The sequence below is a fragment of the Pseudomonas sp. DCB_AW genome (assembly GCF_026240895.1).
Taxonomy (GTDB): domain Bacteria; phylum Pseudomonadota; class Gammaproteobacteria; order Pseudomonadales; family Pseudomonadaceae; genus Aquipseudomonas; species Aquipseudomonas kermanshahensis.
The window spans coordinates 1-20,140 of record NZ_JAPFCE010000084.1 but is presented as its reverse complement, the minus strand read 5'-3'; the positions used below and the strand labels follow the sequence as shown (position 1 = coordinate 20,140).

The 20,140-nt window shown below is 63.5% G+C and carries 19 protein-coding genes; 9 read left to right on the top strand and 10 right to left on the bottom strand.

The genetic code is table 11. From position 1 onward, the window contains the following. Positions 1–74 precede the first annotated feature (74 nt). Entirely contained in the window at positions 75–3,095 is a 3,021-nt protein-coding gene (locus tag OO306_RS25380) for an FAD-binding and (Fe-S)-binding domain-containing protein (protein WP_265970189.1), read from the bottom strand. 151 nt (positions 3,096–3,246) lie between these two features. On the opposite strand from OO306_RS25380, the gene OO306_RS25375 reads away from it, so the two are divergent. Beyond that, positions 3,247–4,131: a LysR substrate-binding domain-containing protein gene (locus OO306_RS25375; RefSeq protein ID WP_027593098.1), complete on the top strand. Its 885-nt coding sequence runs from the start codon at positions 3,247–3,249 to the stop codon at positions 4,129–4,131. A gap of 119 nt (positions 4,132–4,250) precedes the next feature. Here the strand turns inward: OO306_RS25375 and OO306_RS25370 are convergent, their stop codons facing one another. The 6 genes from OO306_RS25370 to OO306_RS25345 form a co-directional block, all read right to left on the bottom strand. Beyond that, positions 4,251–5,669, bottom strand: coding sequence for an amino acid permease (locus tag OO306_RS25370; protein WP_172960378.1), 1,419 nt, complete (start codon positions 5,667–5,669; stop codon positions 4,251–4,253). A gap of 659 nt (positions 5,670–6,328) precedes the next feature. Further along, the gene (rluB, locus tag OO306_RS25365) at positions 6,329–7,429 is read right to left on the bottom strand and encodes a 23S rRNA pseudouridine(2605) synthase RluB (protein ID WP_027593100.1); all 1,101 of its coding nucleotides are present in this window, start codon (positions 7,427–7,429) and stop codon (positions 6,329–6,331) included. A gap of 269 nt (positions 7,430–7,698) precedes the next feature. Beyond that, complete coding sequence (gene scpB / locus OO306_RS25360) at positions 7,699–8,478, bottom strand: SMC-Scp complex subunit ScpB (RefSeq protein WP_099430132.1); 780 nt, start codon at positions 8,476–8,478, stop codon at positions 7,699–7,701. Further along, complete coding sequence (locus OO306_RS25355; protein ID WP_265970190.1) at positions 8,465–9,190, bottom strand: ScpA family protein; 726 nt, start codon at positions 9,188–9,190, stop codon at positions 8,465–8,467. Before OO306_RS25355 ends, scpB begins: the two co-directional genes overlap by 14 nt. A 125-nt stretch (positions 9,191–9,315) precedes the next feature. Then, a complete protein-coding gene (locus tag OO306_RS25350) occupies positions 9,316–9,945 on the bottom strand; it encodes an L-threonylcarbamoyladenylate synthase (RefSeq protein WP_033694002.1) in 630 nt (209 codons plus the stop codon). Positions 9,946–9,958: 13 nt separating this feature from the next. Next, on the bottom strand, positions 9,959–10,819 hold the full coding sequence (locus OO306_RS25345; protein WP_099430134.1) for a PHP domain-containing protein: 861 nt from the start codon (positions 10,817–10,819) through the stop codon (positions 9,959–9,961). Between the two features lie 67 nt (positions 10,820–10,886). Between OO306_RS25345 and OO306_RS25340 the strand changes: the two genes are divergently transcribed. The 5 genes from OO306_RS25340 (at position 10,887) to OO306_RS25320 (ending at position 14,624) form a co-directional block, all read left to right on the top strand. Beyond that, positions 10,887–11,480 (top strand): septation protein A, encoded by a 594-nt coding sequence (locus tag OO306_RS25340; protein WP_027593105.1) that lies wholly within the window; start codon positions 10,887–10,889, stop codon positions 11,478–11,480. A gap of 1 nt (position 11,481) precedes the next feature. Next, the gene (locus OO306_RS25335) at positions 11,482–11,781 is read left to right on the top strand and encodes a YciI family protein (RefSeq protein WP_027593106.1); all 300 of its coding nucleotides are present in this window, start codon (positions 11,482–11,484) and stop codon (positions 11,779–11,781) included. A 206-nt stretch (positions 11,782–11,987) separates the two neighbouring features. Beyond that, on the top strand, positions 11,988–12,665 hold the full coding sequence (locus tag OO306_RS25330; RefSeq protein WP_027593107.1) for a response regulator transcription factor: 678 nt from the start codon (positions 11,988–11,990) through the stop codon (positions 12,663–12,665). Between the two features lie 144 nt (positions 12,666–12,809). After that, the gene (locus OO306_RS25325) at positions 12,810–13,226 is read left to right on the top strand and encodes a Spy/CpxP family protein refolding chaperone (RefSeq protein WP_027593108.1); all 417 of its coding nucleotides are present in this window, start codon (positions 12,810–12,812) and stop codon (positions 13,224–13,226) included. Between the two features lie 60 nt (positions 13,227–13,286). After that, complete coding sequence (locus OO306_RS25320) at positions 13,287–14,624, top strand: HAMP domain-containing sensor histidine kinase (protein WP_265970188.1); 1,338 nt, start codon at positions 13,287–13,289, stop codon at positions 14,622–14,624. 89 nt (positions 14,625–14,713) lie between these two features. On the opposite strand, the gene OO306_RS25315 is transcribed toward OO306_RS25320, so the two are convergent. Beyond that, positions 14,714–15,271 carry an NAD(P)H nitroreductase gene (locus tag OO306_RS25315; protein WP_238215483.1) on the bottom strand — a complete coding sequence of 186 codons (558 nt, stop codon included), beginning with the start codon at positions 15,269–15,271 and terminating at the stop codon, positions 14,714–14,716. 102 nt (positions 15,272–15,373) lie between these two features. Between OO306_RS25315 and OO306_RS25310 the strand changes: the two genes are divergently transcribed. After that, positions 15,374–16,828 carry a TrkH family potassium uptake protein gene (locus OO306_RS25310; protein ID WP_238215485.1) on the top strand — a complete coding sequence of 485 codons (1,455 nt, stop codon included), beginning with the start codon at positions 15,374–15,376 and terminating at the stop codon, positions 16,826–16,828. On the opposite strand, the gene OO306_RS25305 is transcribed toward OO306_RS25310, so the two are convergent. Then, positions 16,785–17,846, bottom strand: a complete 1,062-nt coding sequence (locus OO306_RS25305; protein WP_027593112.1) for an AraC family transcriptional regulator — start codon at positions 17,844–17,846, stop codon at positions 16,785–16,787. The genes OO306_RS25310 and OO306_RS25305 overlap by 44 nt on opposite strands. A 153-nt stretch (positions 17,847–17,999) precedes the next feature. Between OO306_RS25305 and OO306_RS25300 the strand changes: the two genes are divergently transcribed. Then, positions 18,000–18,311, top strand: coding sequence for a DUF962 domain-containing protein (locus OO306_RS25300; RefSeq protein WP_027593113.1), 312 nt, complete (start codon positions 18,000–18,002; stop codon positions 18,309–18,311). Here the strand turns inward: OO306_RS25300 and OO306_RS25295 are convergent. After that, a complete protein-coding gene (locus OO306_RS25295; RefSeq protein ID WP_085272477.1) occupies positions 18,308–19,117 on the bottom strand; it encodes a UDP-2,3-diacylglucosamine diphosphatase in 810 nt (269 codons plus the stop codon). The genes OO306_RS25300 and OO306_RS25295 overlap by 4 nt on opposite strands. Before the next feature lie 127 nt (positions 19,118–19,244). On the opposite strand from OO306_RS25295, the gene OO306_RS25290 reads away from it, so the two are divergent. Beyond that, positions 19,245–20,018, top strand: a complete 774-nt coding sequence (locus OO306_RS25290) for an AraC family transcriptional regulator (protein ID WP_265970187.1) — start codon at positions 19,245–19,247, stop codon at positions 20,016–20,018. Positions 20,019–20,140: the final 122 nt, after the last annotated feature.

Below are 20,140 nucleotides of genomic sequence, written 5' to 3'. Positions count from 1 at the left end.
AGGAATCACCACAACCGTCGAGCCAACGGTATCCCTGTGGGAGCGGGCTTGCCCGCGAAGAGGCCGGTGCAGGTTTAACGCTGCGCGTACTGCAACACCACTTCCAGCGGATGGCGCATCTGCCGTTCGGTCATGCGCTTGACCTGGCTACGGCACGAATACCCCGTCGCCAGCGGTTCGTCTTGCTTGTCCAGCTTGGTCGCCCAGGACTGCTCGAAGATGGTCCGCGAGGTCTCCTGGTTTCGCGCTTCATGCCCATAAGTACCGGACATGCCACAGCAACCCGTAGCCTCGGTCACCAGCTTCAAGCCCAGGCGGGCAAACACTTGCTCCCATTGCCGGGTGCTGGCCGGTACGTTGGTCTTCTCGGTGCAGTGCGCCATCAGGCGGAAGCTGCCAGCATTGGCAGCCGCTTGCTCGGGCAATGCATCCATCAACCATTCCTGCGGCAACAGCACCTTCGGGCAGTCTTCCAGGCCTGGCACCTTCTGGTACTCCTGGCGATAGACCAAGGTCATCGCAGGGTCCAACCCCACCAGCGGTACACCACAATCGGCCAGGGCCTTGAGCTGGGTGCCATTACGGATCGCCGCCTTGGCGAACGCGCCAAGGAAGCCCTGTACGTGCAGCGGTTTGCCGTTGGCACTGTACGGCGCCAGGAACACCCGGTGGCCAAGGCGGTGCGCCAGGTCGATGAACGCGGCCAGCAGCGGCGTCTCGAAGTAACGGGTGAAGGCATCCTGCACCAGCACGATGCTGCGCTCACGCTGGGCCGGGGTCAGCTCGCGCAGCGCTGGCACGCTGGCCACGCCAACGCGGCAGCGGGTCAGGGTCGCCTGGAAGTTGAAACGGCTGATCAGCGGGCTGTCGACCATGCCGACCTTGTCGGCCAACAGCTTGCTCACCCACTTCGAGCCCATCACCGCGTTATACAGCCCCGGCGCATGCGCCAGGTATGGGATGGTGAACTCCAGCGAACCGATCAGGTAATCCCGCAATGGGCGCTGGTAGCGGCCGTGGTACAGCTCGAGGAAACGCGAGCGGAAGTCCGGCACGTTGACCTTGATCGGGCACTGCCCCGCGCAGGACTTGCACGCCAGGCAACCGGCCATGGCGTCGTAGACCTCGTGAGAGAAGTCCGCCTGCCCCTGGTCACGCCCGCGGTTGTTGCGCAGCCGTACCGGCAGGCCCTTGAGCCAGGACACCTTGTTACGCGCCGCCGCCAGCACGTCGATATCCGCCGCGCCTTGCAAACGCAGCCACTCACGCATCAACGAGGCACGGCCCTTGGGCGAATGCTGACGCTCTCGGGTGGCCTTCCACGACGGGCACATGGCATCGTTGGGGTCGTAGTTGTAGCAGGCGCCATTGCCGTTACAGTGCACAGCGCTGCTGAAGTCCTGCCAGACACGCTCGTCGATGGTGCGGTCGAGGTCGCCGCGCAAGGTCACGCCATCGACCCGGGTCAGGCCTTCGGCGCTGTCGGGTGGGGTGCAGATCTTGCCGGGGTTGAGCTGGTTGCGCGGGTCGAAAGCGCCTTTCAGGCGCTGCAACGCCGGGTACAGCTCGCCAAAATACTCGGGCACGTATTCTGAACGCAGGCCCTTGCCGTGCTCACCCCACAGCAGGCCGCCGTAGCTTTTGGTCAGCGCCGCCACGGCATCGGAGATCGGCTTGACCAGCGCGGCCTGGGCCGGGTCTTTCATGTCCAGCGCCGGACGCACGTGCAGTACACCGGCATCGACGTGGCCAAACATGCCATAGGCCAGGCCGTAGCCATCCAGCAGTGCGCGGAAGTCGGCGATGTAGTCGGCCAACTGCTCCGGCGGTACTGCGGTGTCTTCTACGAACGGCTGCGGGCGCACCTCGCCCTCGACGTTGCCCAGCAGGCCCACCGAGCGTTTGCGCATGGTGTAAACGCGGGTGACCGCCTCGGCGCCCTCGGCCAGGGTGTGCCCCAGGCGCTCGACGCTGGTGTCGTTTTGCAGGTGCTGGATGAACGCCTGCACCCGTGCATTGACCTCGTCCGGCTGATCGCCGCAGAACTCCACCAGGTTGATACCCAGGGTCGGGCGCTCGGGGTCGGCCGGGAAATACTCGGCGACGCTGTGCCAGACGATGTCCTTCATGGCCAGCATCAGCACCTTGGAGTCGACCGTTTCGATCGACAGCGGCTTGTGCGCCATCAGCGCATTGGCGTCACGCAGCGCGTCCATGAAGCTGGTGTAGCGGACGTTGACCAGTACCGCGTATTTCGGGATCGGCAGCACATTGAGCTTGGCTTCGACCACGTAGCCTAGCGAACCTTCGGCGCCGCACAGCACGCTGTTGAGGTTGAAGCGCCCCTGCTCGTCGCGCAGGTGTGCCAGGTCGTAACCCGTCAGGCAGCGGTTGAGCTTGGGGAAGGTGCTTTCGATCAGCTCGGCCTGGGTTTCCTGGATCTCGCGGGCCACACGGTAGACCTCGCCAACCCGGCCAGGCGCTTCACAGGCCTGCGCCAGCGCAGCGTCATCGATGGGCAGGCTGTGCAGGCGCTCACCACCGAGCAGCACGCTGTGCAGTTCGAGCACGTGATCTCGGGTCTTGCCGTAGGTGCAGCTGCCCTGGCCGCTGGCATCGGTGTTGATCATGCCGCCGACGGTGGCGCGGTTGGAGGTGGACAGCTCAGGAGCGAAGAACAGCCCGTGGGGCTTGAGCGCGGCATTGAGCTGGTCCTTGACCACACCGGCCTGGACCCGCACCCAACGCTCCTCGGCGTTGATTTCGAGGATGGTGTTCATGTGCCGCGACAGGTCGACGACGATGCCATCGGTCAGCGACTGGCCGTTGGTGCCGGTGCCGCCGCCACGCGGGGTCAGTTTGACCTGGGCAAAGCGCGCCTCGGCCATCAGCGTGGCGACCCGCGCCACGTCATCGGCGTCACGTGGGAACACCGCTGCCTGGGGCAGGCGCTGGTAAATCGAGTTGTCGGTGGCCAGCACGGTACGGGTGGCGTAATCGGCACTGATCTGGCCACGGAAGCCGCTGTTACGCAGGGCCTTGAGGAATTCGGGGTAGTTGGCGGTCGGTGCACTGGTCGGCAGCTGGGCGATCATCGACGGATGGCCTCTTGATATGGGCTAATTCACGGAAAACCTGTCAAGCCGGCATGGGTTGTTTCACACCAGATGACGAATAGGCCAATGTTCCTGTAGTTTCGCGCCAAGGGCAAACGGATAATCCTGCCGCTATCGATGACTTTTATGAATGAATTACCGCCACCTGACACCGTCCATGTCGCTGCTGCTGGCGTTCGAGGCTGCCGCCCGGCATGAAAGCTATACCCGCGCCGCCGCCGAACTGTCGTTGACCCAAAGCGCTGTCAGCCGCCAGGTGCAGGCACTGGAGCAGCAATTGGGGTTGACGCTGTTCCGCCGCGAGGGGCGCCAGGTGCAGCTGACCGACGTCGGCCGGCTGTACCAGCGCGAGCTGAGCGAAGCCTTGGGGCGCATCCGCAGCGCCACCTTACAGGCGCTGGCCTACCAGTCGGGTGTCGGCACGTTGCGCCTGGCCACCCTGCCCACCTTCGGCTCGAAATGGCTGCTGCCGCGGCTGCATGCGTTCTACAGCGCCCACCCGGGCATGCTGGTGCATATCCATTCACGGATCGAAGCGATCAACTTCGACACCAGCGAGATCGATGCGGCAATCGGTGTGGCGAGCCACGACCTGCCGGGGCTGATCTGCCACCGCCTGCACGCCGAAGAACTGCTGGTGATTCTGCCGCCAGAGGCAGGCGCCGACGCGCATGGCTGGAGCCCCGCCCGGGTTAGCGAAGAAGTGCTGCTGAACGTCGCCAACAACCCGCATGCCTGGGGCGAGTGGTTCTCGCACCACAGCCTGCCGCACCGGGCGATGCGCCTGGGGCCGAGCTTCGAGCTGACGTCGCATTTGATCCAAGCGGTACGGGCCGGCATCGGCATCGGCCTGGTGCCGCGGATACTGGTGGAAGAGGAACTGGCCAAGGGCGAGCTGTTCAGCCCCGGCGAGGCGTTTGCCAGCCAACGCAGCTATTACCTGATCTATCCGCCACGCAACGAAGCGCTGCCGTCGTTGCGGGCGTTTCGCAGCTGGTTGCTGGAGCAGATCTGAGTTTTGTGCTGGTTACACTGGCCTCTTCGCAGCACAAGGCTGCTCCTACAAGGGGCGCGTAACAAAAAAAACCCGATGCCGGTCACCTGGCATCGGGTTTTTCTTGCCGCCTATGGCGATTACTTGGCCACAGTACCGGCAGCCCCGTTAGCCTGTGCGTCACGCTTAGGCTTGATGAGGTAGAAGAGGAACATCACCACCACCCACACCGGAATCGCATACACCGAGATCTGGATACCCGGGATCTGCAGCATGATGCCCAGGATCAGCACCACGAAAGCCAGGCAGATGTAGTTGCCGTAGGGGTACCACAGCGCCTTGAACAGCGGCTTCTGGCCGGTGCGGTTCAGGTGCTGGCGGAACTTCAGGTGCGAGTAGCTGATCATCGCCCAGTTGATCACCAGGGTCGCCACGACCAGCGACATCAGCAACTCCAGCGCATTCTGCGGGATGAAGTAGTTGAGCAGCACGGCAATCAGGGTCACCGCCGCCGAGACCAGAATCGAACGCACCGGCACACCGCGCTTGTCGACCTTTGCCAGGGCCGCCGGGGCGTCACCCTGCTCGGCCATGCCCAGCAGCATGCGGGCGTTGCAGTAGGTGCCGCTGTTGTACACCGACAATGCTGCGGTCAGGACCACGAAGTTCAGCAGGTGGGCGGCCACATCGCTGCCCAACAGGGAGAACACCTGCACGAACGGGCTGCTGCCGTAGCTGCCGCCGGACGCGTCGATGCTGGCGACCAGGTTGTCCCATGGGGTCAGCGACAACAGCACGACCAACGCGCCGATGTAGAAGATCAGGATGCGGTAGATGACCTGGTTGATAGCCTTGGGGATCACGGTTTTCGGTTTGTCGGCCTCGGCTGCGGTAAAACCGAGCATCTCCAGGCCACCGAAGGAGAACATGATGAACGCCAGGGCCATGACCAGGCCGCTGACACCATGCGGGAAGAACCCACCGTGTGCCCACAGGTTGGTCACCGACGCGTCCGGGCCACCGCTGCCGCTGGTCAGCAGGTAGGCACCCAGGCCGATCATGCCGACGATGGCCACGACCTTGATGATCGCGAACCAGAACTCGGCCTCACCGAATACTTTCACGTTCATCAGGTTGATGAAGTTGATCAGCAGGAAGAAGCCCGCCGCCGTGACCCAGGTCGGGATCTCTGGCCACCAGTAGTGGATGTACTTGCCGACCGCCGTCAGTTCCGACATGCCCACCAGGATGTACAGCACCCAGCAGTTCCAGCCCGACATGAAGCCTGCGAAACCGCCCCAGTATTTGTGGGCAAAGTGGCTGAACGAACCGGCCACCGGCTCTTCGACGATCATCTCGCCCAACTGGCGCATGATCATGAAGGCGATGAAGCCGCAGATGGCGTAGCCAAGGATCATCGACGGGCCGGCGGATTTCATCACGCCTGCCGAGCCGAGGAACAGACCCGTACCAATCGCACCACCGAGAGCGATCAACTGGATGTGGCGGTTCTTCAGGCCCCGCTTTAGCTCGCCTGAATGCATGTTTTGTCCACTCATGAACGAAGTCACCTGCATTGTTTTTATCTGTGACGAAATCGGACCCACCGCGCTCGTGGCGCAGCGGAATGGGCAAGGTGGTTACCTTGGGTTTCTTGAACGCGGGCGCCGCCGAGGCGGTTCAGCCGGGTGTGATCAAGAGTGCGCGGTACGCAAGAGGGTCACAGGTAAAACGCGGCGCACTGTATACCCCTGCAAGCGCGCAGGCGTCAACGCGTTGCGTCATTTCCTTGGGAAAAAACGCAGCGATCCTGTGGTGTGAGCCTTGAAAGGCGGAGTGATCGGCGTACATGGCGCCTCCATTTGTTGTTTTGTCAGCACGCCTCTGTGGGCGAGCTCTTGCACACGGCAATGCCTGCTATATCAGCGTGTGGCGGGGGTTTGGGCAATAGGTAGGCAGGGTAGACGAGGAGCACTGGCGACGTGGGCGCGGCAAGTTCTGTTTACAGGTCTAAGAAAATACGCATTCGATGGCCAGAAAGGGATGATTTTGTATAAAAAACGTTACACAGTGGTTTGCCAGCTTTCCACTCGTCAGAAAAAGGGTGATTGATCAATGAGTTGGGGCCGCTTCACGCCCCAGGTCCGCGCTTCATTCGGGTTGGGTGGAGGCGAAAAAAAACCAGCCCGAAGGCTGGTTTTTTATCTCACGCTGCGGATCAACCGCGCGGCTTGCCGCGGCCACGGCCTGCCGGCTTGTCGCCCTCTGGCTTGCCGGTACGCTTGCGCATCTCGCTCGGGCGCTCGGCCACCGTGCTGCCACGGTTGCCTTTGCGTGGCGCTTCATCACGCGACGGGCGCGCTGGGCGCTCGGCGGCGGTGTCACGCGGCTGACGCGCTGGGCGCTCGCCAGCCGTCGCATCGCTGGCCGGGCGCAGGTTACGCACGCGCTCGCCACGCCCCATCGGACGGCTCGACTTGCGCTGCATGCGCTCCATCTTGTCCTTGGCCTTGAGGTTCAAGGTCGGCAGCGCCACCGGCTGCAGGCCCACTTCGGCGGCCAGGATGTCGATTTCGCCCTGGGTCATTTCGCGCCAGCGGCCCATCGGCAGGTCGGAGTTGAGGAACACCGGGCCGAAACGCACGCGCTTCAGGCGGCTGACCACCATGCCCTGGGACTCCCACAGGCGACGTACTTCGCGGTTACGGCCTTCCATCACCACGCAGTGGTACCAATGGTTGAAGCCTTCGCCGCCCGGGGCCTTCTGGATGTCGGTGAACTTGGCCGGGCCGTCTTCGAGCATCACGCCCGCCTTCAAGCGCTCGATCATCTCGTCGTCGACCTCACCCCGTACACGCACCGCGTATTCACGGTCCATCTCGTAGGACGGGTGCATCAGGCGGTTGGCCAATTCACCGTCAGTGGTGAACAGCAACAGGCCGGTGGTGTTGATGTCCAGGCGGCCGATGTTGATCCAGCGCCCTTCTTTCGGGCGTGGCAGGCGGTCGAACACCGTCGGGCGGCCTTCCGGGTCGTCACGGGTGCAGATCTCGCCGTCGGGCTTGTTGTACATGATCACGCGGCGGGTGGCCTCGGCGGCTTCCTCGCGCTTGATCAGCTTGCCGTCGACAGCGATGGCATCGTGCAGGTCGACGCGCTGGCCGAGGGTGGCGGCAACGCCATTGACCTTGATCCGGCCCTGGCTGATCCAGGCCTCGACGTCACGGCGCGAACCAACGCCAATGCGCGCCAGTACTTTCTGCAGCTTTTCGCCGGATGGAGGGGTAATTTCGGTATTTTGCAGGTCTTGCTCACTCATCTGGGCACCTCCCGGTGTAGGAATGAAAAAGGGGTCTTGGCGACGAACGCGCCAAAGGGCCGCGCATCATACGCGGTTCGTGTCGGGAACGCACTGGAGCGTAGTGGGTTTTGTTGGGGTGGCAGTGATTTTCAGCCCAGTGGTTCTTTAGTGGGCTGTACCGGCCTCTTCGCGGGTAAACCCGCTCCCACACAGAATGCCTGAAGCTTGCTACTTACCTGTGGGAGCGGGCTTGCCCCGCGAAGAGGCCGGCACTGGTTGTAGAGGGCTCAGGGCTGTACCGGGTCTTCACCCTCAACCGAAGGCTCAGGCTCAACCACGTCCTGCTCACGCAAATCATCGAAGTCGGTCTTCAACCCTTCTTCCATCGCATCCAGCTCCACCAGCAAGCTGCGGAAGCTGGTCTCATCCTTCGGCGCCTCGGCTTCAGCCTCATCCCCCAGGCTTGCATCGGCCAACGCCTGAAGGTGCGCAGGCACCGGCGCCTCGTCGGGGTCGAGCAAGGGTTCGGGCTCCATCTCGCGCAACTCGGCCAACGCCGGCAGTTCCTCGAGGCTCTTGAGGTTGAAGTGGTCGAGAAAGGCCTTGGTGGTGGCGAACATCGCCGGCCGGCCCGGCACTTCGCGGTAGCCGACGATGCGGATCCACTCGCGCTCCATCAGGGTCTTGATGATGTTGCTGTTCACCGCCACACCGCGCACGTCTTCGATTTCGCCACGGGTGATGGGCTGGCGGTAAGCAATCAGCGCCATGGTCTCGAGCAGCGCACGGGAATAGCGCTGCGGCCGCTCCTCCCACAGGCGCCCGACCCAAGGGGCAAAGTCTTCGCGGATCTGCAGGCGATAACCGGTGGCCACTTCCTTGAGTTCGAAAGCGCGGCCGTTGCATGACTTGCCAAGTACTTCCAGGGCCTTCTTGAACACCTTGGGCTCCGGGCGCTCCGCCTCTTCGAACAACTCGTACAGGCGCTCAAGGGACTGCGGTTTGCCCGAGGCAAGCAGAAAGGCTTCGATCAGCGACGCCAGGTCGCGGGGTTCATTCAGGTTCATCAGGTTCTTCAACAAACTCGGCGCGAAGCCGCACGTGGATCGCGGCGAAAGCCTCATTCTGCACCAGTTCGATCAGCGATTCCTTCACCAGCTCAAGAATCGCCATGAACGTCACCACCACCCCCAGCTTGCCCTCTTCTGCCGTAAACAGCTCGACAAAGGGCACGAAAGCGCCGCCCTTGAGGCGGTCGAGCACCTGGGTCATGCGCTCGCGGGTCGACAGCGTCTCGCGGGTGATCTGGTGGCTTTCGAACAGGTCATTGCGGCGCATGACGTCGGCCATCGAGACCAGCAGCTCCTCCAGGCTGACCTGTGGCAGCAGCTTGCGCACCTTGGCCTGGGGGGCCTCCAGGCGTGGCACGACAATGTCGCGGCCCACCCGTGGCAACGCGTCGATACCTTCAGCCGCCGCCTTGAAGCGCTCGTATTCCTGCAAGCGGCGGATCAGCTCGGCGCGCGGGTCGCCCTCTTCTTCCTCGACCTCGATGGAACGCGGCAACAGCATGCGCGATTTGATCTCGGCCAGCATGGCAGCCATGACCAGGTATTCGGCAGCCAGCTCCAGGCGCACGCTTTTCATCAGCTCGACATACCCCATGTACTGGCGGGTGATCTCTGCCACGGGGATGTCGAGGATGTCGATGTTCTGTTTGCGGATCAGGTACAGCAGCAGGTCCAACGGGCCTTCGAACGCTTCAAGAATGACTTCCAGGGCGTCCGGTGGGATGTACAAGTCCACCGGCATCTCGGTCAGGGCTTCGCCGTAGACCAGGGCCAGTTGCAACTGTTGAGGCGACTCGACCTCCTCGGCCGGCGCCTCGGGCGCTTCCACCTGGCTCACGCGTTGACCAGGAACGGGGTCGGGTCGCCGCAGCCTTCGCGGATCAATGCAGGCTCATCGCCCGTCAGGTCGATCACCGTGGACGCCTTGAGGTCCCCGAAGCCGCCATCGATGATCAGGTCGACATGGTGCTCCAGGCGTTGGCGGATCTCGTAGGGGTCCGTCATGGGTTCTTCATCGCCCGGCAAGATCAGGCTCACACTCATCAACGGCTCGCCCAGCTCCTCGAGCAGCGCCAGGACGATGGGGTTGGAGGGCACGCGCAAGCCGATGGTGCGGCGCTTTTCGTGCATCAAGAGCCGCGGCACTTCCCGGGTGGCATTGAGGATAAAGGTATAGGGCCCCGGAATGTGCGCTTTGAGCAGACGGAACGTGGAGGTATCGATCTTGGCAAACAGGCCCATTTGCGACAGGTCGCAGCACAACAGGGTGAAATTGTGTTGCTTGTCCAACTGGCGCAGGCGGCGGACCCGTTCGATGGCGTTCTTGTCACCGATCTGGCAGCCCAGCGCATAGGCCGAGTCGGTGGGATAGACCACCACACCGCCCTTGCGAATGATTTCGACGGCCTGTTTGATCAGGCGCGCTTGCGGGTTCTCCGCATGTATCTGGAAAAATTGGCTCACATAGTCGTCCTGTTCATACCGCCATAGGCTGTTCATGGCTGAATCGGCGCCACAGAGGTGGCAGGTCCTCGGGCAAAGGCCGGTAGGCACCGATCTCTCCCCAGGTGCCGGGGCCGTGGAAGTCACTGCCAGCGCTTGCCAGCAGGCCGAACTCACGGGTGAGGATGGACATCGTGCCCACCTGCTCGGCGGGCATCATCCCGTTGACCACCTCAAGCGCTTGCCCGCCTGCCTGAATATAGTCGGCAATCAGCCGTCTGCGCTTGCTGCGGGTCAGATCGTAATGCATCGGATGGGCCAGGCTCACCCAAGCGTTGGACTGGCGAAGGGTCGCAACGGTTTCGTCCAGGGTCGGCCAATGCTGCTTGACGTCGCCGAGCTTGCCGGCGCCCAGCCACTTGCGGAAGGCCTCGCCGCGGTCCTTGACGTGCCCTGCGCGCACCAGAAACTCGGCAAAGTGCGGGCGCGCTGGGGCGTTGCCGCTGTCGCCGAGTTCTTGTTGCACGGCCCTGGCACCGTCGAGCGCACCTGGCATGCCCTTGGCCGCCAGCCGTTTGTCGATTTCCTCGGCGCGCAGCCAGCGGCCACGGTGCAACGCCTCGATGGCGTCGAGCAAGGGCGGTGCGTCGAGCGGGAAGTCATAGCCCAGCACATGGATGGTTGCCCCACCCCAGGTGCACGACAGCTCTACCCCGCTGACCCAGTGCATGCCGTGCGCGTGGCAGGCCTGGCGTGCTTCGACGAGCCCTTCGAGGGTGTCATGGTCGGTCAGTGCCAGCGTTTGCACCCCGTGCTCATGGGCCCGGGCGACCAGGACCGTGGGCGACAGGGCGCCGTCGGAGGCCGTGCTGTGACAGTGCAGATCAACATTCATGGAGGAGCGCTACCGCTGGAATCGATGTTTGTTATTATGCCGTCACATCCCGATTCTGGCTGCCATTGTGAAACAATTCATCGATTTCATCCCGTTGCTGCTGTTCTTCATCGTCTACAAGCTCGACCCGCGGCCCATGGAGGTCGCCGGCCACAGCTTCGAATTCGGCGGTATCTACAGTGCCACGGCCATGCTCATCGCCAGTTCCCTGGTGGTGTACGGTGCCCTGTTCCTGCGCCAGCGCAAGCTGGAAAAAGGCCAATGGCTGACCCTGGTCGCCTGCCTGGTGTTCGGCGGCCTGACCCTGACCTTCCACAGCGAAACCTTCCTCAAATGGAAAGCGCCAGTGGTCAACTGGTTGTTCGCCCTGGCGTTCGCCGGCAGCCACTTCATCGGTGACCGGGTGCTGATCAAGCGCATCATGGGCCACGCCCTGACCCTGCCCGATGCCATCTGGACCCGCCTGAACCTGGCCTGGATCTGCTTCTTCCTGGTCTGCGGCGCGGCCAACCTGTTCGTCGCCTTCACCTTCCAGGCCTTCTGGGTCGATTTCAAGGTGTTCGGCAGCCTGGGCATGACTGTGATCTTCCTGGTTGCCCAAGGTGTCTACCTGTCGCGTCACCTGCACGACGACCCTTCTACCTCCAAACCCAAGGATTGACATGCTCTACGCCATCATCGCCAGCGACGTCGCGAACTCCCTGGAAAAGCGCCTGGCTGCCCGCCCTGCGCACATCGAGCGCCTGCAGCAACTCAAGGCCGAAGGCCGCGTGGTGCTGGCCGGCCCACACCCTGCCATCGACAGCAACGACCCAGGTGAAGCCGGTTTCAGCGGTAGCCTGATCGTGGCTGAGTTTGATTCCCTGGCCGCTGCACAGGCCTGGGCCGATGCCGATCCGTACATTGCCGCGGGCGTGTACGACAGCGTCATCGTCAAGCCATTCAAGCAAGTTCTGCCTTGATTCAAGGCCGTGTCGCCTGCTTTCGCGGGCAAGCCCGCTCCCACAGGGACAGCGCAAGCTTCGCGCTTTGCGCAAACCTGCAGGTGCGAGCTTGGCCGCGAAAGCAGGCGACGCGGTGCTGCTGGTTACACACTTGCCATCAGTCTGCGGTATCTTTGCCACTGGCGGACCAATATGACGCCGTCGATGGTTGAGTTGAGTGAGTCATGAGTGAGCTGTTACTGATTGATGATGACCAGGAGCTGTGCGAGCTGCTCGGCAGCTGGCTGACCCAGGAAGGTTTTTCTGTACGTGCCTGCCACGATGGCCTGAGCGCACGTCAGGCCCTGGCCGCGCATGCGCCAGCGGCGGTGGTGCTGGATGTGATGCTGCCTGACGGCAGCGGCCTGGAGCTGCTCAAACAACTGCGCAATGACCATGCCGAGCTGCCGGTGCTGATGCTGTCGGCGCGCGGCGAGCCGCTGGACCGCATCCTTGGCCTCGAACTGGGCGCCGACGATTACCTGGCCAAACCCTGCGACCCCCGCGAGCTCACTGCCCGCCTGCGCGCCGTGTTGCGCCGCAGCCACCCGGCAGCCACCACCACCCAGGTAGAGATCGGCGACCTGATCTACAGCCCGGCACGTGGCGTGGCCAGCATCGATGGCCGCGAGATGACCCTGACCCTGTCCGAAAGCCGCATTCTCGAAGCCCTGCTGCGCCAGCCCGGTGAGCCGCTGGACAAGCAGGAACTGGCGCAGATTGGTCTTGGCCGCAAGCTGACCCTGTATGACCGCAGCCTGGACATGCACGTCAGCAACCTGCGCAAGAAAATCGGGCCCCATGCCGATGGCCGCCCGCGCATCGTTGCGTTGCGTAGCCGGGGCTATTACTACAGCTTGTGAGATCGCTGGGGGCCGCTGCGCAGCGGCCCCAAAATCTCAGCCGCCATCTTTACCCAGCCTTTACCCTCCCCTGACCGCCCTTGACGGTGGGCTGCGTAGACTGTGCTCATCCGGTAACCACCGGCCTATGAAAGGAGAGACACCATGCGCAAGACCCTTATCGCCCTGATGTTCGCCGCCGCCCTGCCGACCGTGGCCATGGCCATGCCTGAAGGCGGCCCGCGTCACGACGGCCCGCATCATCGCGGTGATGCGCCTTTCGCCCAACTGGACCTGAGCCGCGACCAGCGTCAGCAGATCGGCAAGCTGATGGGCGAGCAGATGAAGCAACGCCGCGACATCACCGAGCGCTACCTGTCCAAGCTGCCAGCCGCCGACCAGAAGGCCATGCAGGATGAACTCAAGGCCAGCCACGACAAGACCGACAGCCAGGTCCGCGCCCTGCTCAAGCCTGAGCAACAAAAGCAGTTCGACGAACTGCAGAAAGAGCGGGCTGCGAAGAAAGCCGAATGGCAAGCGTTCCAGGCCTGGAAAGCTGAAAAAGCCGCCAAGGCCCAGTAAGCTAACCGCCCGACGCCCGGCCCGCACCCCTGCGGGCCGGGCTTTTCCCGTTTGCAGGAGGTGCACTTGCGTTCACTGTTCTGGCGCATCCTGGCCAGTTTCTGGCTGGCCATCACCCTGGTTGCCGGGCTTTCGATCCTGTTGGGCCACATGCTCAACCAGGACGCCTGGATCCTCAGCCGCCACCCGGGCCTCAACACCCTCGCCAGCCACTGGGCCAAGCACTACGAACAGGAAGGCACGGCCTCGGCGCAGCAGTTCCTCGAACGCCGTAAGCAGCGCTTCAAGATCGATGTGCAAGTGCTCGACGACAGCGGCGAGGCTGTGGTGCCGGGCACCTTCCCCCGCCGCGCGGCGGCCTTTGAGGCGCGCCAGCACAATGACGAGCGGCGCTTGCCATGGCGGCGCCTGACCGAGGAATACACCAGCCCCTACAGCGGTGAGACGTACCTGCTGATTTACCGGATCCCGCACCCCGAGCTGGACGCGTGGCACCGCGAGAGCTTGCTCTGGCCACTCAGTGCATTGGGCATCGCCCTGGTGGTCCTGACCTTGTTCAGCCTGTTGGTGACCCTGTCCATCACCCGCCCCTTGAGCCGCCTGCGCAGCGCAGTGCACGACCTCGGCCAGACCAGCTACCAACAGAACAGCCTGGCGCGCCTGGCCGCCCGGCGCGACGAGTTCGGGGTCTTGGCCAACGACTTCAACAAGATGGGTGCCCGCCTGCAGAGCACCATCGGCAGCCAGCGCCAGTTGCTGCGCGACGTCTCCCATGAACTGCGCTCACCGCTGGCTAGGCTGCGTATCGCCCTGGCCTTGGCCGAACGCGCGGAGCCTGAGCAGCGCCAGGCGCTGTGGCCGCGCCTGACCCGCGAATGCGACCGGCTGGAAGACCTGATCAGCGAAATCCTTGCCCTGGCCCGTGTCGATGCCGAGCAGGCGCATGCCGAGCCGGTCGACCTCAACGCCTTGCTGGGCGGTGTGCGCAAGGATGCGTTGCTCAGCGCGCCGGAGCAGGAGGTCCGCCTGCAGGCGCAACCTGGGCTGACCTTGCAGGGTTGGCCAACCTTGATCGAGCGCGCCGTCGACAACCTGCTGCGCAATGCCTTGCGCTTCAACCCGGTCGGGCAACCGATCGAAGTCAGCGCCGAGCGTGAGCAGGGCCGCATTGTGTTGAGCGTGCGTGACCATGGGCCAGGGGTGGCGCCAGAGCACCTGGCGCAGCTGGGTGAGCCGTTCTTCCGGGCCCCGGGGCAGCAAGCGGCTGGGCATGGACTGGGGCTGGCGATTGCGCGCAAGGCGGCCGAGCGCCATGGCGGCAGCCTGGTGCTGGCGAACCATCCGCAAGGGGGATTTGTGGCACGGCTGGAGTTGCCTGTGACACAGGTTGTGGGTTGAGCCTGGGGCGGGGCCGCTTTGCGCCCCATTCGCAGCACAAGGCTGCTCCTACACGGGTTACGCGATAGCGGCCCCAACCCTCTCAGCGTTTACTCGCCCCAGGCACTGACATAATCAGCAGTGTCCAGCACGGGCGCGGTACGCGGCTCGTTCACCGGCGTGCCGACATACAGGTAACCGATCAACTCCTCATGCTCGGCCAACCCCAGCCCTTTGTGCACATGCGCATCGAACGCCATGTCACCGGTACGCCACACCGCACCGACACCTTGCGCATGCGCGGCGATCAGAATCCCGTGGGCCGCACACCCGGCCGCCAGGCGCTGCTCGGACTTGGGCACCTTGAAATGATCCTGCAGCTTGGCGATCACCACAATCAGCAACGGCGCACGCAGCGGCATGGCACGTGCCTTGTCCAGCGCTGCCTGGCTGGCATCGCCCTTGTGCTGCACCGCTTCGGCGAACAGCTCACCCAGCTTCTCGCGGCCCTGGCCTTCGATGGTCAGGAACCGCCACGGGCGTAGCTGGCCGTGGTCTGGTGCACGCAATGCAGCTTGGAACAACGCCTCTCGCTGGGCATCATTTGGCGCGGGGTCGGTCAGACGTGGCACGGAAACACGGTTGAGCAATGCGTCGAGAGCCTCCATCGGCTACCCTCCTGGCAGGTGAATGTGCGGCCATTCTAGCGTTTACATCACCAGACCCATAGGTAGAATGGCGCCCTTCCGTTCAGAGTCAGAGCAGATCACATGGCGTTGCCGACCTTAAGGATCATTGGTTTCATCATCGGCATCTTCCTGATCACCCTGGCCGTCAGCATGGTCGTGCCCATGGCGACCCTGGTGATCTTCGAGCGCACTGGCGACATGCCGTCGTTCCTCTGGTCCAGCCTGATCACCTTCATCGCCGGCCTGCTCATGGTCGTGCAGGGCCGGCCCGAGCACGTGCACCTGCGCCCGCGCGACATGTACCTGCTGACCGTCAGCAGCTGGCTGGTGGTGTGCGTGTTCGCGGCCTTGCCGTTCCTGTTGACGCAACACATCAGTTACACCGACGCCTTCTTCGAGAGCATGTCCGGCATCACCGCGACCGGCGCCACGGTGCTCAGCGGCCTGGACAGCATGTCGCCGGGGATCTTGATGTGGCGCTCGATGCTGCACTGGCTCGGCGGCATCGGCTTTATCGCCATGGCCGTGGCGATCCTGCCGCTGCTGCGCATTGGTGGCATGCGCCTGTTCCAGACCGAGTCTTCAGACCGCTCGGAAAAGGTCATGCCGCGTTCACACATGGTCGCCAAGTCAATCGTCGGCGTGTACGTCGGTTTCTCCGTGCTCGGCGCGCTGGCCTTCTGGTGGGCCGGCATGCGGCCGTTCGATGCCATCAACCACGCTATGTCGGCGATTTCCACCGGGGGCTTCTCGACCTCCGACCAGTCGTTGGCGAAATGGGATATCCCTGCTGTGCATTGGGTCGCGGTGGTGGTGATGATCCTCGGCAGCCTGCCCTTCACCTTGTATGTGGCCACCCTGCGCGGCAACCGCCGGGCGTTGATCCGCGACCAGCAGGTTCAGGGGTTGCTCGGCATGTTGGTGGTCACCTGGCTCGTGCTGGGTACCTGGTATTGGGCCACCACCAACCTGCACTGGCTGGATGCCTTGCGCCACGTGGCGCTGAACGTGACCTCGGTGGTCACCACAACCGGCTTCGCCCTGGGCGACTACAGCCTGTGGGGCAATTTCTCGCTGATGCTGTTCTTCTACTTGGGCTTCGTCGGCGGCTGCTCCGGCTCGACCGCAGGCGGTATCAAGATCTTCCGCTTCCAGGTCGCCTACATCCTGCTCAAGGCCAGCCTTAATCAGTTGATTCACCCGCGCGCGGTGATCAAGCAGAAGTACAACGGGCACCGCCTCGACGAAGAAATCGTGCGCTCGATCCTGACGTTCTCGTTCTTTTTCGCGATCACCATCTGCGTGATGGCGTTGCTGCTGTCGCTGCTGGGCGTGGACTGGATGACCGCGCTGACCGGTGCTGCCGGCACCGTGTCGGGCGTAGGCCCAGGGCTGGGCGAAGTGATCGGCCCAGCCGGCAACTATGCGACGCTGCCGGATGCCGCCAAGTGGATCCTCGCCGGCGGCATGCTGCTCGGCCGGCTGGAGATCATCACGGTGCTAGTGTTGTGCATGCCGGCGTTCTGGCGTCACTGACCCCTTCAGGCTCCGCGCCCAGGCGGGCGCGGTATTCGCTGGGGGTGGCATCGAACCAGCGGCGGAACGCCCGGTAGAAATTGCTCGGGTCGGCGAAACCCAGCAGGTAGGCGGTTTCCAGCAGGGTCATGCCGGGCTGGGCCAGGTACTGCTCGGCCAGCTCACGGCGGGTATCGTCGAGCAAGGTCTGGAAGCTGGTGCCCTCCTCTTGCAGGCGCCGCTGCAAGGTCCGCTGAGACAGGTGCAGGGCCTGGGCCAGGGTTTCACGCTTGGGCTCGCCCTGGGGCAGGATGCGGCACAGCACCTGGCGCACCCGGTGGGTGACCCGGCTTTCCGAAAAGCGCGCCAGGTACTCACCGGCAAAACGGTCGTGCAATATGGCCATGGCCTCGTTGGCCGTCGGCAGTGGCGCTTCCATGTCGGCACGCTCGAACACCAGCGCATCGTGCGGTGCATCGAACACCAACGGTGAATGGAAGGCGACCTTGTAGGGTTCGATGTTCTTCGGCTGCGGCCCCTGCACCAGTACCCGGCGAGGCTGGATGACGCGCCCGCTGAGCCAGGTGCACAACGACAGCGCGCACGCCAACGACGCTTCGGCGCTGTGCCGGGTCGGCGGCAGATGGTCGCCATGCACGGTCAGAATCAGCGAATAGCCCTCAGGGCCGAGGCGGAAGCTCAAGTCGGAGCTTTCGGCAATGATGCGCTGGTAACGCACCAGCCGCTCGAAGCCTTCGGCCAAAGTGCGGCTGGACATCAACGCATAGCCCACCACATGGAACGAAGCCGGGCGCACTACCCGCGCCATGTTCAGGCCGATGGCTTCGTTGCCCGACAGTTCCACCGCCAGCTGCCAGAGCCGGGTCATGGAATCCTGAGGGAAACGCGCGTCGGGGTCGTCGAGGGCGGCGAAGTCGAGCCCGAGTTGCTTGAACATGGCTGGGCAATCGAGCCCTTCCAGCTCGAGTGCCTTGACGATCCCTGATGCCCAGCTGGCTGACGTGGTTCTTTCACTCATGACAGGCTTCTTATGCTGACCGCTCCTGCGGTGAACCCCAAGGATACTCAATTGGCGCCTATTGTCACTGGTAGGCCCCGCCAATGACTCTAGACTCGATTCAGGCTCCACGCCGTGCATCTTATCCAGAAGTATTAATCCCGGAGCAGTGCCATGAACAGCACAGCGCAGTTTCGCAGTTTTGCCGAGTTCTACCCCTACTACCTGGGCGAGCACAGCAACCCCACCTGCCGCCGCCTGCATTTTGTTGGGACAAGCCTAGTGATTGCCTTGTTGGCGTACACCATCGGCAGCGGCAAATGGTTGCTGCTGCTGGCCGTGCCGCTGTTTGGCTATGGCTTTGCGTGGGTCGGGCATTTCTTCTTCGAGAAGAACCGGCCGGCGACGTTTACCTATCCGCTTTACAGCCTGATCGGTGATTTCGCCATGTTCCGTGACATCTTGCTGGGCAAGATCAGCCTTTAACTGGCCTGGGCCGCCTTGCGGCCTTCAGCGTGTCGCGCCTGCGCATCCGCCAGGCGATACAGCTCGATGCTGCCATCCCAGTGCTCGATCAAGGCCGTGCACGACTCCACCCAATCCCCGCAATTGAGGTACTCCACCTCCCCCACCTTGCGGATCTCGGCATGATGGATGTGCCCGCACACCACCCCCTGAAACCCGCGGCGGGTGCACTCGTGGGCAATGGCATCCTCGAAGTCGCTGATGAAGCTCACAGCGCCCTTCACCTTGTGCTTGAGGTAAGCCGACAGCGACCAGTAGCCATAGCCGTAACGGGCACGCCAGTGGTTGAGCCAACGGTTGAGCACCAGGGTGAACTCATACGCGCGGTCACCTAGAAACGCCAGCCAGCGGTGGTAGCGGGTAATTACATCGAACTGGTCGCCGTGGATCACCAGCAGGCGGCGCCCGTCGGCCGTCAGGTGCTCAGCCTCATCCACCAACTGGATGTTACCCAGCATCAGCTTCGAATAACGGCGCAGGAATTCGTCATGGTTGCCGGTGACATAAATGACCTCGGTGCCTCGCTTGCTCATGGTCAACAGGCGCCGGATGACGTTGGTGTGCGCTTGCGGCCAATAGATGCCGCCACGCAGCTTCCAGCCATCGATGATATCGCCGACCAGGTAGATGCGGTCGGCCTGGTAGCCCTTGAGAAACCGCGACAGGTGCTCGGCCTGGCAGTCACGGGTGCCCAGGTGCACATCGGAAATCCACACGGTGCGCACACGTTGCTTGCGCGAGGGACGGGAGAGTTCAGCGTGGGTCATGGGCGGGCTCCGGCGCAGTTTGCTGGAGACTGGCAGGCGCGGATGACAGCGCTGTGGCAAAACCATGACGGGTGATGGCCTGCAGTGAATGAGGCACAATGCGCGTCTGCCCTGCGAGGACGCCCCCATGACCACAGGCCCGATCCTCTCGCTGCGCCACTACCGTGACAGCCTGATCGCCCACAGCCACGAACACCCGCAACTGGTGTTCGGCCTCAGCGGCCGCCTGGAATTCGAAGTCCAGGGCCACGGTGCACGGGTAGATCGTCAGGCCCTGATGGTGGTGCCGGCGGGTGCGCACCACACCTGCTCAAGCGGTGCTGGCAGCGACTGCCTGGTGCTGGATGTGCCTGGGGAGCACTGGTTGCGCGAGCAACTGGGTGAGCATGCCGATGCCAGCCGCCGGCTGCTTGATCGCCCCGCGGCCTTGGGCCTGGACGCTCGCCAGCAGCAGTTGGTGGACTGGCTGGCGGCCAGCCCCATGAGCGACCCGCTGATCGCCCGCCAAGGCGCGGCACTGCTTTTGGCCAGCCTTACCCCGCCGGCAGCCGCCAGCATCAGGGCCAGCCAGCGCCTGCCTTATGCAGCGTTCGATGCGCATATCGAGCAACATGCTGCCTACCCGTTGCAGGTCGCCGACCTGGCGCGCCTGGCCGGGCTGTCCACTGCTCGCCTGCATGCACGCTTTATTGCTGAATGCGCGATGACGCCGATGGACTACATGCGCCAGCGGCGCTTGCTAAAGGCACGGCTGTTGGTGGAGCAGACGGTGCTGCCAATGGGGGAGATTGCGGCGCGGGTGGGGTACAGCTCGCAAAGTGCGTTTTCGGCGGCGATGTTGCGGGCCTTTGGCTGTACGCCTTTGGCGTTGCGGCGAGAGTCTGGCGATAACGGACGCTAGTTGGGCGACAGAACGGGTTTGCCTGAAGACCTACACTGTGCCTGCACTGGCCCTTTCGCGGGGCAAGCCCGCTCCCACAGGTACAAACCAACCCCAAGGCACCAGAAAACCTGTGGGAGCGG